We start from the raw sequence: 13,738 nt of genomic DNA on the forward strand, positions 1-13,738 counted from the left end.
CACCCCACGCCCGCACCACCGCACCCCGCACCCGCACCACCGCACCCCGCACCCGCACCACCGAAGGGAACCCCCATGCGCATCGGCATCGACGTCGGCGGCACCAACACGGACGCCGTCCTGATGGACGGCAGCACCGTCCGTGCGGCGGTCAAGCGGTCCACCACCCCCGACGTCACCTCGGGCATCGTCGCCGCGCTCGACGGCCTGCGCGAGCAGCACGCCTTCGGCCCCACGGACATCGACGGCGTGATGATCGGCACCACCCACTTCATCAACGCCCTGGTCGAGGCACGCGGCCTCGCCCCGACCGCCGCGGTCCGCCTGGGCCTGCCGGCGACGGCGTCACTGCCCCCGTTCACGGACTGGCCCGGGCACCTGGTGTCGGCCGTGCACGCCCAGCCGTTCCTGGCGCACGGCGGCCACGAGTTCGACGGCCGCGTCATCTCCGAGCTCGACCCCGAGGAACTCAAGCGGCACGCCGGTGCCATCGCGGCCGCGGGCATCCGTTCCGTCGCGATCTCGTCGGTGTTCTCCCCGATCAACGACGAGTTCGAGCAGCGCGCGCAGGAGATCATGGCTGCGGAGCTCGGGCCGGACGTGGCGTTCTCGCTGTCGTCCGAGATCGGTCGCATCGGCCTGCTCGAGCGCGAGAACGCGACGATCATCAACGCGGCGCTCCGTGAGCTCGCCGACCGCATCGTGGACGGCCTGTCCGGGTCGGTCACGGGCAGCGGCATCGACGCACCGCTCTTCCTGAGCCAGAACGACGGCACCCTGATGGACGTCGAGTACGCCCGTCGCTACCCGGTCGCGACGTTCGCCTCGGGCCCGACGAACTCGATGCGTGGTGCAGCCGTGCTGTCCGGCTTCGACACCTGTGCGGTCGTCGACGTCGGCGGCACGACGAGCGACGTCGGCGTCCTGACCGCGGGCTTCCCGCGTGAGGCCACGGGCGAGGTCGCCGTCGCCGGCATCCGCACGAACTTCCGGATGCCCGACGTCCTGTCCGTCGGCATCGGCGGCGGCTCCCGCATCCGCGAGGACGGCAGCGTCGTCGGGCCGGACTCCGTCGGGTACCGCCTGACCGAGGAGGGCCTGGTCTTCGGCGGCTCCACCCTGACCGCCACCGACGTGGCCGTCCGCGGTGGCCGTGGCGCGATCGGGGACCCGTCGCTCGTCGCCGGGGTGCCGGCCGAGGTCGCCGCCCGTGCGCTCGACGTCATCGCGGAGCGCGTCGCCGACATCGTCGAGCGGATGCGCACCTCGTCCGACCCGCTGCCCGTTGTGGCGGTCGGCGGCGGCTCGGTGCTGCTGCCCGACACCCTGCCCGGACTCGGCACCGTGCACCGCCCGGAGCACTACTCGGTCGCCAACGCCATCGGCGCGGCGATCGCGCAGGTGAGCGGCGAGGTCGACAAGGTCTACGCGATCAGCGACGGCCGCCGGTCCGCCGTGGTCGACGAGGCCCGGCAAGAGGCAGTCGACCGTGCCATCGCGGCCGGCGCCGACCCCGGCTCGGTGGACATCGTCGACTTCGACGAGGTCCCGATCCCGTACCTGCCGGGCAACGCGACGCGGATCCGCGCCAAGGCCGTCGGCGACCTGGCACTCGGGGCGCTGGTCCGATGAGCGCCACGCAAGCCGCGCCGACAGCACCCCCACTCACCTCCATCGGCGCCGACTGCTCCGCCCTCGCCCGCGGCGCCGCGATCCTCGGCACCGGCGGCGGCGGTGACCCCTACATCGGCCGCCTGCTCGCCGAGGCCGCCGTCCGCGCCCACGGCCCGGTCGAGATCGTCCAGGTCGAGGACCTGCCCGACGACGCCGTGGTGCTCTCGGTCGCGATGATCGGCGCTCCCACGGTGATGGTCGAGAAGCTGCCGTCCGCCGGCCAGTTCGCCGAGGCCATCCGCAGCCTGTCGGCGTTCCTCGGGGTCACCCCCACGCACCTGGCCTGCATCGAGGTCGGCGGCGTGAACTCGACGACCCCGATCGTCGCCGCTGCCGAGCTCGGCCTGCCCCTGGTCGACGGCGACGGCATGGGCCGGGCCTTCCCCGAGGTGCAGATGGTGCTGCCGACCCTGTCCGGGGTCAGCGCGACACCGATGGCCCTGGCCGACGAGAAGGGCAACACCGTCGTCTTCGACACGGTCGACAACCGGTGGGCGGAACGGCTCGCCCGCACGGCGACGGTCGAGATGGGCTGCTCCGCGATCACGGCGCAGTACGCCATGTCCGGCGCGCAGGTGAAGGAGTCGTTCGTCCGCGGCAGCCTGTCGCTGAGCGTCCGGCTCGGCGAGACGCTGGTCCGTGCACGCAGCGAGAACGCCGACCCCGTCACGGCGGTCACCGAGGTGCTCGGCGGCACGGTCGTGTTCGAGGGCAAGGTCGCCGACATCGAGCGCAAGACCGTCACCGGGTTCGCCCGTGGCACGGCCCGCATCGCCGGTTCCGGCAGCGACACCGGCCTGGAGGCGGTGCTCCGGTTCCAGAACGAGCACCTGCTGGTCGAGGTGGCCGGCCAGGTCCGCTCCACGGCTCCCGACCTCATCATCACGTTGGACGCCGAGACCGGCGAGCCGATCACCACCGAGTCCCTGCGCTTCGGCGCCCGCATCCGGATCGTCACGGCACCGGCCGACGAGCGCTGGCACTCCCCGGACGGCCTGCGCCTGGCCGGCCCGCGGTACTTCGGCTACGACACCCCCGCGGTCCGCCACGACGGCACCACGAGCGCGGGCGAACTGGGCACGGGTGGCACGAACACGGGAGCGCACCGATGAGCTGGATCCTCGACGTCGACGACCTGCCCGACCTGGCCCGCGGTGCCGCGCTGCTCGGCACCGGCGGCGGAGGCGACCCCACCATCGGGATGCTCCTGGTCCGTGCCGCGATCGAACAGCACGGCCCCGTCACGATCCTCGACCCGTCCGAGGTGCCCGACGACGCCCTCGTCATCCCCACCGCGCAGATGGGCGCACCGACCGTGGTGCTCGAACGCATCCCGGCCGGACCGGAACCGCTCGGCGCCCTCCGTCGGCTCGAGGCCCACCTGGGCCGGACGGCGACCGCCACGATGCCCATCGAGTGCGGCGGCATCAACTCGATGATCCCGCTGCTCGTCGGTGCCACCGGTGGCCTGCCCGTCGTCGACGCGGACGGCATGGGCCGTGCGTTCCCCGAGCTGCAGATGGAGACCTTCTCGGTCTACGGGGTCCCCGGCAGTCCGCTCGCGATCAGCGACGAGAACGGCCACGGCGTCATCATCGAGACCGGCACGGACAACAAGAAGATGGAGTGGCTCGCCCGCGGGGTCACCATCCGGCTCGGCGGCGTCGCCTACATCGCCGAGTACGCCATGTCCGGCCGCCAGGTGCAGGAGACCGCCGTCCCGCGCACGCTCTCCCTGGCACTCGCCGTCGGTCGGGCCATCCGAGTTGCCCGTGAAGCCCACCGCGACCCCATCGACGCGCTCGCCGAGGCCCTCGGCACGACGATCTACACGCACCTGCGCGAGCTGTTCGACGGCAAGGTCGTCGACGTCGAGCGCCGCACGGTCGACGGGTTCGCCCGCGGTCGTGCCACCGTGCAGGGGACCGACGGCTCCGAGCTCGAACTCCGGTTCCAGAACGAGAACCTGGTCGCCCGGCGGAACGGCCGCCTCGTCGCCGTCGTGCCCGACCTGATCTGCGTCCTCGACGCCGAGACCGCCGAGCCGATCACCACCGAGCGCCTGCGGTTCGGGCAGCGCGTCCGGGTGATCGGCATCTCGACCCCCGACCTGATGCGGACCCCGGAGGCGCTCACCGTGTTCGGGCCGTCGTGCTTCGGACTCGACGAACCGTTCGTCCCGATCGAGGAGCTGCACGAGCACGTCCGCCCGGCCGCCCCGGCGGCCGGCTGACGAACGGGCCGCGCGCCGACCCCGGCGCCCGGCCCGTGCACCCGACCCCCGGCCCCCGGCCCCGGGCTCCGGCCCCGAAACCCGACCACGGCAGCAGAATGGACCCATGGACCAGGGTGAGCGGCGGGGCGGCGGTGTGGCGGGCCTCCAGGCCGACGACGCGACCGTCTTCGGACGCGGCACCGCCCTGCTCGGCTGCGGCGGTGGCGGCCGCGTCGACCACATGGTCAGCGCGCTCCGCTTCGCACTCGGCGACCACAGCGTGCCGGTCGTCGACCTCGACGACCCCGCGCTCGGATCGGTGGTGGCCGTCGGGCTGATCGGGTCGACCACCGTGCTCGAGGAGAAGATGCCGAGCGGTGAGGAGCTGCCGGCCGCGCTCGCGGCGGTCGAACGCTGGACGGGCACCCGTGCCGACGCCGTCGTCGCCGCGCAGATCGGCGGCGTGACCGGACCGGCTGCGGCCCTCACCGCACACGCCGCCGGACTGCCGCTCGTCGACGCGGACCTGGTCGGCCGCGCGGTCCCGCGCATCGACCAGCTGTCGGTCTTCGTCGGCCCGACCACGACGGTCACGGCGGCGGCGGCCACCACGAGCGGCCTGCGGATCGTCGTCGACGCCCGGCACCCCCACGACGTCGAGACCGTCTGGCGCGAGGCTGTCTCGCACAGCGGCGGCTGGGCGGCCTTCGCGATCGGCCCGGTCCCGGTCGCGCTGCTGCGCGAGCGGGCCGTCGTCGGCAGCGTGCAGCGCGCGCTCCGGATCGGACGCGCAGCGGGTGGCGCACGCGACGCGGCGGAACTCGCCGCGCTCATCGGCGGCCGGGTCGTCGCGCAGGGCCGGGTCATCGACGTCCAGCGCGAGGGGGACGCGCTCGCGTTCGTCCGCAGCAGCCTGGCCATCCGCGACGCCGGCACCGGTGCGGTCGCCCGGGTCGAGGCGGGCAGCGAGTACGTGCACTGCCTGGTCGACGGCCTGCCGGTCGCCAGCACCCCGAGCGTCATCACCGTCGTCGACGCACGCTCGCTCGCGCCGGTGGCGACCGACCGCACGCGGGTCGGCAACGAGCTCGCGGTGCTCGTGCTGCCGTCGGCACCGTGGTGGTGGGCGGACCCCGACCGCACCGCGCGCATGGGACCGCGGGCGTTCGGCATCGACGCGGACGTCGTGCCCGAGGCCGTGGGCCAGGTGCTCGCGTGAACGCCGTCGGCGACCTGCTCCCGCTCCTGCCGCCCGGCACCCGCCTGCTCGTCGGCGCCGGCAGCACCGCGGTCCGGAGCGTCCGCGGGGTGGTGGGGACCCCCGACCAGGTCGGCCGGTCCCTGTCGCAGGGCGACGACGTCGTCGTGCTGCTCACCCCCGTCGACCGCGCGGACGCGCGCTTCGACGTGCTGCTGCGCCGGGCGTCCGCGGCCGGCACCACCCTGCTCGTCGTCGACGGGGCACTGGAACTCGGCCCCGGCACCACGACGCTCGCCGACCGGCTCGGTGTCGCCGTGCTCGCTACCCCGGACCCGTGGGCGACCTCGGTCCGGCTGCACGAACTCATCGGCACCGGGATGGGTCCGGCGGCCCGGGCAGCCCTCGACGCCTCCCGCGTCGCGCTCGACGCCGGCCCCGAACTCGACGACCTGTTCGCCCGGCTCGACCGCTCGCTCGGCCACCCGGTGCGGTTCCTCGACGCCTCGGGCCTGGCGCTCCGCGGAGCCGCCGTCGACGACGCGGCCCGCGCCGTGCTCGTCCGCCGCGCCGGCACGAGCGACGTGCTGACCGCCGAGGGCGTCGACGAGACGCTCGTGGCGATCCCGGTCGGCACCGGCATCGGACCGCGCGCCTGGCTGGCAATCGGCCTGCCCGTCCCGATCGCCGCCGAACAGCAGGTGGTCGCGAGTGCCCTGCAGGTGGCCGCCGTCGCCGTCGGGCACCGGCTGCTGCTCACCCGGCTCGACGACGAGCGCGACGCCCGCTACCGGATGGCGATGCTCGACGAACTCCGCGCGGCCGACGGGGCGCCCGCCCCGCAGCTCGTGCAGCGGACGATCGCCGCCGGGTGGCGGCTGGACGCCTGGCACGTCGGCGCGCGCGTGGTCGCGCGGCAGGGCGTCGACCTGGTCGCGCTCCGCCAGCAGGTCGACGCCGCGGTGCGCGCCGAGGGACTCGACGCGGTCGTCGTCGAACAGGCGGACGGCTGGGTGCTGTGGCTGTCGGAACCCGACGAACCCGGCCGGGAGGCAGTGGCCGACATCGCGGGTCGGCTGCGGCGCGCGCAGAACACGCTCCGCACCACCGTGGAGACCAACGTGGGCGTCGGCAGTCTGCAGGCGGGCCCTGCCGGGCTGGTCCGGACGCTCGGTGAGGCGGGCGACGCCGCCCGCCTGGCCGCCAGCCGTCCGGAGTCCGGGCACTTCGTGCACGTCGACCGGCTCGGGCTCGCGCAGCTGCTGCTCGCGTGGACGCAGACGGACACGTTCCTGCCGGCCTCGCGGCAGTTGCTCGCACCGCTCGAGCGCGGTGGCGGCGCGCTCCTGACGACGCTCGCCGCCTACCTGGACGCGGAGTCGTCGATCGCCGAGACCGCCGCGGTGCTCGGCGTGCACCGGAACACCGTGTCCGACCGCATCGCGCGGGTGGAGCGGCTGCTCGGGGTGGACCTGTCCGACCCGGAGACCCGGCTCGCCCTGCACCTGGCGACGCGGGCGCGGGCCGGCGACGGCGGCTGATTCAGTTCCTGTTGCTGGACTTCTCGGTCTCGCGCTTCGGGGTCCCGCTCGTCTTGGCGGTCCCGCGGGCGGGCCGGGCGGCGGCGCCGGTCTCGCGCGCCGCACCCGAGGCCAGGCCGGCCGCGACGATGAACACGAAGACGATCAACAGCGCACCGAGCAGGCCGATCTCCTCACCGAGGAACCCGATCAGCGGCGGCCCGGCCAGGAACGCCACGTAGCCGATCGTCGCGACGGCGCTGACCTTGGCGGCCGCGGTGCGGGGGTCGTCGGCCGCGGCGGACATGCCCATCGGGAAGCCGAGGCTCGCGCCGAGGCCCCAGAGCACGACGCCGACGATCGCGAGCGGCACGTTGTCGATGAAGATGAGCATGCCGAGGCCGACCACCGCGACGGCGGCGCTGATGCGCAGGATCGGCACGCGGCCGAACTTGTCGATCAGCGGGCTGCCGGCGACGCGGCCGGCGGTCATCGCGGCCAGGAACACCGTCAGCACGGCAGCACCGCCGGCGTTGTCGAGCCCGTGGCCGTCGATCATCGCGAGGGGCAGCCAGTCGTTCGCGGACCCCTCGGCCAGCGCCATTCCGAGCACGATCACGCCGATGAGCAGCGTCGAGGGCTGTGCCCAGACCTGCCAGCGGGTGAGCGGGGTCGCGACCGGGCTGGTGTCGGTCGACACCGGCTGCTCGAAGCGGTGCTCGTCCTGGAACTTCGTGACGGCGACGAGCATGGCGGCGCTCGTGACGACGACGAGCACGATGAAGTGCCACGAGACCGGGATCTCGAACCGCTCGGCCAGCGCACCGAGGCCTGCACCGGCGAGCGTGCCGAGGCTGAACGCGGCGTGGAACAGCGGCATGATCGTGCGTCCGCCGGCCTTCTCGGCGGCGGCGCCGGAGACGTTCATCGACACGTCGCACAGGCCGTTGCCGAAGCCGAACGCGATGAGCGCGATCCAGATGGCGGCGAAGCCCCACCCGAGCGTGACCGCGACCCCGGCGAAGATCATCCCGACCGCCAGGCACGCCGCAGCCACCTGCACGCCCCGACGGGCACCGAGCTTCGCGACGATGTGCCCGGCGAACGTCAGACCGCCGATGGAGCCGACGGCCATGCCGAGCACGAGCAGACCCATCTCGAACGTGCTCGCCCCGAGGGAGTCGCGGACGCTCGGGATCCGTCCCAGCCACGTCGCGATGTCGAGCCCGGACAGGGTGAACACCACGAACACCGCGATGATCCAGGCCTTGGTGGTCGGGACGGTGCGGGTGGACGGCGTCGTCATGGTGGTTCCCATCGTGCTGCGGCGCGCTCGGTAGTGCGCGTTCTGGTGCGTGTCAGTGCTGGTCTTGCGGCTGTCGAATCGATTCGACTGCTCGTTCCGGCTACGCTAACGGGCGATGGACGAACCGGCAACAGGACCCGGCGCGTCGCCTTCCCGCGGCGGCGCCACACGTCCGTCGCGCCCGACGCTGGCAGCGGTCGCCCGTGCTGCCGGTGTCGCGCCGTCGACGGCCTCGCTCGCCTTCAGCGGTCTCGGCCCGGTGTCCGAGGACGCGAAGGCCCGCGTGCTGGCCGCTGCCGCCGACCTCGGTTACGGCGGCCCCGATCCCCGTGCCCGTTCGCTGCGCCGCGGCCGTTCCGGCGTCATCGGCGTCGTGATGGACGAGCGCCTGAGCGATGCGTTCCGTGACCCGGTCAACGTCCTGACGCTCGACGGCATCGCCGAGGTCGCCGGTGCTGCCGGTGCCTCTCTGCTGCTCGTCCGGAGTCCGCTCGACGACGAGCAGGGCGCCGGCCCGCTGGTGGATGCCCCGATGGACGCCGTCGTGCTCGTCGGGTGCAACGTCCGGATCGACCCCGCCGTCGCGGTGCTGCGCCGTCGGCAGATCCCCGTCGTCGCGATCGAGGCGGACGAGATCGAGGGCGCTGTCCCCGTCCAGCTCGACAACCGAGATGCCTCACGCCGTGCTGCGGAGTACCTGCAGGGGCTCGGCCACCAGGACGTGGCCGTCGTGACCCTGCCCCTCGATGCCGCACGCCGCCGTGGCCCGATCGACGCAGCCCGGCAGGCCGAGGGCATCGCCTTCACCACGCTCGAACGCCTGCGTGGTGTGCGCCAGGTCTACCCGGACGCCGTCGCGATCGAGACCGCCGGCAGCTCGGTGGAAGAGGGACGTCTCGCCGGCACCGAGCTCTTCGCGCCGGATGGCCCCCGTCCCACCGCCGTCATCGCGCAGAGCGACCTGATCGCGGTCGGCGTGATCTCGGCCGCACTCGACACCGGACTCCGTGTGCCCGAGGACGTCAGCGTCGTCGGGTTCGACGGCATCACGGTGGACGACAGCCTGCTCCACCGCACCCCGATCCGGCACCTGACCACCCTGGTGCAGCCCTTCGTGCAGAAGGGCCAGGCCGCCGCACGTGCCGCTCTGGCCATGCTCGAGGGGGCGGAGCCGCAACCGGCGTCGTTCACGTCGGAGTTGCGGGTGGGGGACACGACCGGGCCGCCGCCGGGATCAGACACCCGCTGACACGGGCACCGTGTCGCTCCGCCAGCGGGGTGCAGGACCGCTGTCATCCGTCGGCGTCGAGCCGACGAGCGACGCGCAGCCCTGCGGCGACGGCAGCGAGGAGTCCGGCTCCGGAGAAGAGCAGGGAAGGCAACCACGGCCCTGCGCCGTCCGCTTGGCCGCCGACCCAGATGAGGACGGATTCCGCCGTGACGGCGACCGTCGACGTCACCACGACGGCGGCCGGCACAGTGCTGTCGGCGGGGACGAGGACCCCGGCGAGGTACGCGATCGCGGCGGCCGCTGCCAGGACCGCGAGGTGGTGCACGAGCGCCGCTGCCGTCGGAGGCGCCCCGACCGCCGTGTAGAAGACGGCCGAGAGCAGCAGCGCCGGCAGCGCGCCGGCCCCGAGCTGGGTCGCGACGATGTGCGTCGCGCTGATCCCGGTACTCCGGTACATCCACGCCCACCGTGCGACCCGTGCCCATGCCAGTTCCAGCGGCGCGGCAGCGACCATGCCGGCAGCGACGACGGCGGTCGCGAGCGGCAGCGCCCCTCCGCGTACCGCGATGCCCAGGAGGACGATCGCCGCCAACGACACGGTCCCGGAGATCTGCGCGAGGGGCTGCCTGAGGGCCATCGCGGTTTCCCGGCCGAGCCACCCCACGTGCGTCGGCAGCGCGTGCCGCAGCGTGACGAGCCGGTGCGGCTGACTGATCGGTTCTGTCGGTTGCGCGAACCGGGTGCCGAGGACGCTCGCCGTCAGGACCGCGGCGGAGAGGCCCGCGAACGCCGTCGCAGCTGCGGACCCATCGACACCGTGCCCGCCGGTGACCGCGTCGACCCAGGTCGCTGTGGACGGCGTGCGGTTCTCGCGGGCAGACGCGGTCGAGTCGTACACGGCGAGGGCCACCAGGGTGACGGCCGCGAGCACCACCCCGAGTTGCGACGTCGCGGCGGCGAGCCGGGCGCCCGTGCAGAGCAGCCGCACCAGTTCACCGACGAGCACCACCGCGACGGCGGTGGCCGCGTTCACCCCGAGCAGGATGGCGAACGACAGTGGGCCCTTGCCGACCAGGGACGTCAGGTACGCGGCCGGTCCGATGGCGAGCAGCAGCGATGCGAGGACGACGAGGAGGGTGAACGGCAGCGACTCCCCGACCCGTGCATGGAACCGTCTCGCTGAGAGCACCTGCGCGGCGGTCCGGAGCTCCGAGTGGCCAGGTGCCACGATGAGGACGAGGACCGCGATGCCGCCCGCCGTGGTGACCTGTGCCGCGGTGAACGCGTCGACCAGGACGTCACCGCTGATCAGGGAGGACGTCGGCAGGTCCGCGGGCAGGAACCGGGTGAGGAATTCGTAGGCGAAGAAGTTGTACGAAACCACGGCGATGCCCAGCAACGACGCCAGCAGCCAGGCCGCCAGCCGCCCGCCGACGCTCTGCACCAGGTGTCGCCGCAGGACCAGGACGGTCGTGCGCGCGACCGCGACGGTCGCCTTCATCGCCGCGACCGCTCCGCGCGGGCGAGCGCGTCGATGAAGAGCCTGCTCGACCGGGCAACGGACTCCTGGATCCCGGTCATCTCGAGGAACACGTCCTCGACCGATCTGCCGTGCTGTGTCATGGCGTCGACGCGCTCGTCCATCCGGAGCCGGCCCTGCTGGAGGATCAGCATCCGGGAGGCGATCGACTCTGCAGAGGCCAGGTCGTGGGTCGAGAGCAGGACCGCGCCTCCTTGGCGTGCGAACTCGCCGATCAACGCTCGCAGGAGCGCGGCTGACTCCGGATCCAGACCGCGCAGCGGTTCATCGAGGACCAGCAGGCTCGGGGCCCGCAGGAGCGCCGCGAGCAGTTGGAGCTTCCGCTTCATCCCGTGGCTGAACGTGGACACGAGGCGAGCCGCAGCGTCCTCGAGGTGCAAGCACTCCAGGAGTCGTTCACGGTGCCGTCGCCCCACGCGGGATCCGTGCAGGGCCTCTGCGAAGTCCAGGTACTCGTGTCCGGTCAGCAGCTCGGGCATCGGCAAGTCGTCAGGACAGAACCCGATGCCCGTGTGTCCACCGGCCGACACGGGCACGCCGCTGACGAGGACCACGCCAGCGGACGGCCTGGTCAAGCCGGTGACGATGTGGATGAGCGTGCTCTTCCCTGCACCGTTCGGACCGGCGAGCGCGACCACCTCGCCGGCGTTCACAGTGCCGGAGACGTCCCTGAGCACGGCGTGCCGCCCGTACGACTTCGAGACGGCCTGGAGGTCAAGCATCGGGAGCTCCTTGCAGTGCGGTACGGAGTTGGTGCCCGTCTGGAGCGCTGCGGGTGAGGCTCAGGAGGTGCACCATGAACAGTGCTGCGATCGGATAGGCGATGAGGTAGGGCAGGGGCAGCGCGAGGACGAAGAACCCGGATGCCGTCGCCGCGAGCGGCCCGGCGATCGCGACGAGGCCGTCGTCGGTCCGGGGCAGGGTCCACCGGATGATCTGCCCGGAACCCCACCGGCCGACGCCCACGACGATCGACCGCTCCCGGTCAGCGAGAGCGACGTGCGCCGCGGCGTGTGCGAGCTCGTGGATGAAGGGCGACAACGCGAACAGCATGAACGACAGCACCAACGGGATGACCGTCCCGCTGCCGAAGGACGCCGCGGAGATGATGGAGATCGTGGTCGCTGGCAGGAGGACGACACCGGACACGGCGACGACCAACCGCCAGGAGGCCTGGGTCGCGGCGGTCACTGCCGCGACCCAGGCGTCGGACCGTGCTGCGAGCACCTACCCGAGCGGAGCGACAGTGCGTCGGGCACCGCGTCGTCGGGCGGCCAGCCCTGCTCCGACGGCGCCGAGGAGCGCGAACCCGAGTGGCAGGATGAGCAGTCCCGGTCCACCGACCGCGGTGACCGCATCCGCCGATCCGGAGACCTCGACGATCGGTCCGAAGGACGTCGGCCCGTCGCCGTTCAGAGCGGACGCGAACGCCCACAACCAGATCGCGCCGTCGACGACAGCGCCGAGGACGAGACCGAGGAGGCCCCCGAGCGCCGCGTACAGCCCTGCACGCTTGGCTGCTACAGCTTGTGGCATGTGACCCGCACCTCCCACGAGGACAGGTTGACGACCGAGTCGAGGACCCCGCCGTTCGCGGCGCACAGCGCGACCGCACCGATGACCACGGTCGCGCCGAGTGCGAGGAGCACGACGATCGCGACCACGATGATGATCGGGATGACGCTGTTGGTCCGGACGGCCGGGTGGGAGGATCGCCAAGCGTCCGTCAGGGAGAGACGGGCGGCGGTCGCGTGTGGTGACAAAGCGGTCATGACATCTCCTTCGTTGACTGACATGTCACACACTGCACCCCGAGTGCCACGCTGTCAATCAATGGAGTCAGGTATCGCAGATCGCGATCGCCGCCGCACCCCGAGCCCCACCACCGCGACCAGGTTCACCGCACTCCCCACCAAGAACCCCGTGGTGCCACCCGCGACACCGGCGACGGGTCCGAGCACCGCCATGAGCCCAGCCCCGACGACGAACCCCGCGACCGAGGCAAGGGCGACCTGCCGTGAGCGTCCAGCGGCGAGCAGCAACGCGGCGGGCACGAGCCCCACGGTGAACACCCACACGGCGACCATCAGGTACCGCAGGTCCGCGACGGCAGCGGCACCCTCGGCGGGGTAGACGATCGGCAGGAACCACCCGGCGAGCAGGGCGACCAGGCCGAACACGACGGCGGATGCCGCAGCGAACCCGACGACGAGCAGCAGGGCCCCGCGGGAGCGCAACGATCCACCGTCGGTCCGGTGCGCGAACGCCGGCACGAGCACCTGCCCCAACGCCTGCCCGAGCATCGACGCCGGCGTCGCCAGGGTGAACGCGGCGGCGTAGACGCCGGCGTCGTGCGCCGACGACGTCACCTGCGCCGAGATCATCGTCAACTGCAGCAACCCGTTCGAGGTCACCACCGCCAGCACGTTCCACGCTGCGAACCCGAGCACCCCGGCGGCGGGTTCACGCGAAGCAGACGCGAAGCCGTTGCCCCGCGGCCAGCACGCGATCGCGAACACCGTGTACCCGATGGCCAGGGGCAGCAGCACGAAGGGCTCGAGCCGCGCGACGCACGCCACCACGAGCAGCCCGAGCGCCAGGACGCTCGTCACGGAGTCCCAGAGTGCGACCCGGGGTGCCCGGTCGTAGCCGAGCTGCGCGCCGCGGGCGTAGCAGTAGAGGCCGTAGCCGACGACGACCGCGGCACCACCGAGCACCATGCCGGGGCCGTTGCCCCAGGCCAGCGCGATCGGCACGGTGACCGCTGCGAGCACCACGCTCGACACCAGCATCGAGACCCCGAGCAGCCGGTTCACCGCGGCGTCCGACCGCCGACCCCGCAGCGCGATCGCCAGGAACCGTGACGCGGTGTTGCCCGCGGCGTTCGGCCAGAGCAGCGCGACGAACACCGAGAGCGACAGCAGCGCCGTGGTCTGCCCGAGGGTCTCGGTGCCGAACACCCGACCGACGACGACGGTCACGAGCAGCTTCGCGACACCCTGCACCCCGATGCCGACCGTGGCGAGCACGGCCGACGAAGCCACCGAAGACGAC

At 73.0% G+C, this 13,738-nt stretch carries 13 protein-coding genes; 6 read left to right on the top strand and 7 right to left on the bottom strand.

The genetic code is table 11. The features are described 5' to 3' along the window. The first annotated feature begins 75 nt into the window (after positions 1 to 75). The 5 genes from ABRP24_RS03930 to ABRP24_RS03950 all read left to right on the top strand — a co-directional run bounded on the left by ABRP24_RS03930 (position 76) and on the right by ABRP24_RS03950 (position 6,628). Positions 76 to 1,632: a hydantoinase/oxoprolinase N-terminal domain-containing protein gene (locus ABRP24_RS03930; RefSeq protein WP_071404451.1), complete on the top strand. Its 1,557-nt coding sequence runs from the start codon at positions 76 to 78 to the stop codon at positions 1,630 to 1,632. Beyond that, positions 1,629 to 2,786: a DUF917 domain-containing protein gene (locus tag ABRP24_RS03935; protein WP_349847573.1), complete on the top strand. Its 1,158-nt coding sequence runs from the start codon at positions 1,629 to 1,631 to the stop codon at positions 2,784 to 2,786. Before ABRP24_RS03930 ends, ABRP24_RS03935 begins: the two co-directional genes overlap by 4 nt. Next, a complete protein-coding gene (locus ABRP24_RS03940) occupies positions 2,783 to 3,907 on the top strand; it encodes a DUF917 domain-containing protein (RefSeq protein ID WP_349847572.1) in 1,125 nt (374 codons plus the stop codon). Before ABRP24_RS03935 ends, ABRP24_RS03940 begins: the two co-directional genes overlap by 4 nt. 106 nt (positions 3,908 to 4,013) lie before the next feature. Further along, a complete protein-coding gene (locus tag ABRP24_RS03945; RefSeq protein WP_301600420.1) occupies positions 4,014 to 5,108 on the top strand; it encodes a DUF917 domain-containing protein in 1,095 nt (364 codons plus the stop codon). Then, a complete protein-coding gene (locus ABRP24_RS03950) occupies positions 5,105 to 6,628 on the top strand; it encodes a helix-turn-helix domain-containing protein (RefSeq protein ID WP_035809322.1) in 1,524 nt (507 codons plus the stop codon). Before ABRP24_RS03945 ends, ABRP24_RS03950 begins: the two co-directional genes overlap by 4 nt. 1 nt (position 6,629) lies before the next feature. Here ABRP24_RS03950 and ABRP24_RS03955 read toward each other — a convergent pair whose 3' ends face one another. After that, the gene (locus ABRP24_RS03955) at positions 6,630 to 7,913 is read right to left on the bottom strand and encodes an MFS transporter (protein WP_349847571.1); all 1,284 of its coding nucleotides are present in this window, start codon (positions 7,911 to 7,913) and stop codon (positions 6,630 to 6,632) included. Between the two features lie 115 nt (positions 7,914 to 8,028). On the opposite strand from ABRP24_RS03955, the gene ABRP24_RS03960 reads away from it, so the two are divergent. Next, on the top strand, positions 8,029 to 9,162 hold the full coding sequence (locus ABRP24_RS03960) for a substrate-binding domain-containing protein (protein ID WP_349847570.1): 1,134 nt from the start codon (positions 8,029 to 8,031) through the stop codon (positions 9,160 to 9,162). 43 nt (positions 9,163 to 9,205) lie between these two features. Here the strand turns inward: ABRP24_RS03960 and ABRP24_RS03965 are convergent, their stop codons facing one another. The 6 genes from ABRP24_RS03965 to ABRP24_RS03990 are packed head-to-tail and all read right to left on the bottom strand — an operon-like array spanning position 9,206 to position 13,728. Beyond that, on the bottom strand, positions 9,206 to 10,645 hold the full coding sequence (locus tag ABRP24_RS03965) for a hypothetical protein (protein ID WP_176707914.1): 1,440 nt from the start codon (positions 10,643 to 10,645) through the stop codon (positions 9,206 to 9,208). Beyond that, positions 10,642 to 11,406: an ABC transporter ATP-binding protein gene (locus tag ABRP24_RS03970; protein WP_349847569.1), complete on the bottom strand. Its 765-nt coding sequence runs from the start codon at positions 11,404 to 11,406 to the stop codon at positions 10,642 to 10,644. The genes ABRP24_RS03965 and ABRP24_RS03970 overlap by 4 nt, the downstream gene beginning before the upstream one ends. Further along, complete coding sequence (locus ABRP24_RS03975; RefSeq protein WP_301597410.1) at positions 11,399 to 11,911, bottom strand: hypothetical protein; 513 nt, start codon at positions 11,909 to 11,911, stop codon at positions 11,399 to 11,401. The genes ABRP24_RS03970 and ABRP24_RS03975 overlap by 8 nt, the downstream gene beginning before the upstream one ends. Next, complete coding sequence (locus ABRP24_RS03980) at positions 11,912 to 12,220, bottom strand: hypothetical protein (RefSeq protein ID WP_071248849.1); 309 nt, start codon at positions 12,218 to 12,220, stop codon at positions 11,912 to 11,914. It lies immediately after the preceding gene. Continuing rightward, entirely contained in the window at positions 12,205 to 12,456 is a 252-nt protein-coding gene (locus tag ABRP24_RS03985) for a hypothetical protein (protein ID WP_071248852.1), read from the bottom strand. The genes ABRP24_RS03980 and ABRP24_RS03985 overlap by 16 nt, the downstream gene beginning before the upstream one ends. Before the next feature lie 54 nt (positions 12,457 to 12,510). Then, positions 12,511 to 13,728 carry a lipopolysaccharide biosynthesis protein gene (locus ABRP24_RS03990; protein WP_371836709.1) on the bottom strand — a complete coding sequence of 406 codons (1,218 nt, stop codon included), beginning with the start codon at positions 13,726 to 13,728 and terminating at the stop codon, positions 12,511 to 12,513. Positions 13,729 to 13,738: the final 10 nt, after the last annotated feature.

This window comes from Curtobacterium sp. WHRI 8282, assembly GCF_040223925.2.
Classification (GTDB): domain Bacteria; phylum Actinomycetota; class Actinomycetes; order Actinomycetales; family Microbacteriaceae; genus Curtobacterium; species Curtobacterium flaccumfaciens.

Coding starts and splice junctions, on each gene's coding strand:
- ABRP24_RS03940 (WP_349847572.1), top strand. CDS start 2,783: ATGAGCTGGATCCTCGACGTCGACGACCTGCCCGACCTGGCCCGCGGT.
- ABRP24_RS03960 (WP_349847570.1), top strand. CDS start 8,029: ATGGACGAACCGGCAACAGGACCCGGCGCGTCGCCTTCCCGCGGCGGC.
- ABRP24_RS03970 (WP_349847569.1), bottom strand. CDS start 11,406: ATGCTTGACCTCCAGGCCGTCTCGAAGTCGTACGGGCGGCACGCCGTG.
- ABRP24_RS03935 (WP_349847573.1), top strand. CDS start 1,629: ATGAGCGCCACGCAAGCCGCGCCGACAGCACCCCCACTCACCTCCATC.
- ABRP24_RS03930 (WP_071404451.1), top strand. CDS start 76: ATGCGCATCGGCATCGACGTCGGCGGCACCAACACGGACGCCGTCCTG.
- ABRP24_RS03945 (WP_301600420.1), top strand. CDS start 4,014: ATGGACCAGGGTGAGCGGCGGGGCGGCGGTGTGGCGGGCCTCCAGGCC.
- ABRP24_RS03955 (WP_349847571.1), bottom strand. CDS start 7,913: ATGACGACGCCGTCCACCCGCACCGTCCCGACCACCAAGGCCTGGATC.
- ABRP24_RS03980 (WP_071248849.1), bottom strand. CDS start 12,220: ATGCCACAAGCTGTAGCAGCCAAGCGTGCAGGGCTGTACGCGGCGCTC.
- ABRP24_RS03985 (WP_071248852.1), bottom strand. CDS start 12,456: ATGACCGCTTTGTCACCACACGCGACCGCCGCCCGTCTCTCCCTGACG.
- ABRP24_RS03965 (WP_176707914.1), bottom strand. CDS start 10,645: ATGAAGGCGACCGTCGCGGTCGCGCGCACGACCGTCCTGGTCCTGCGG.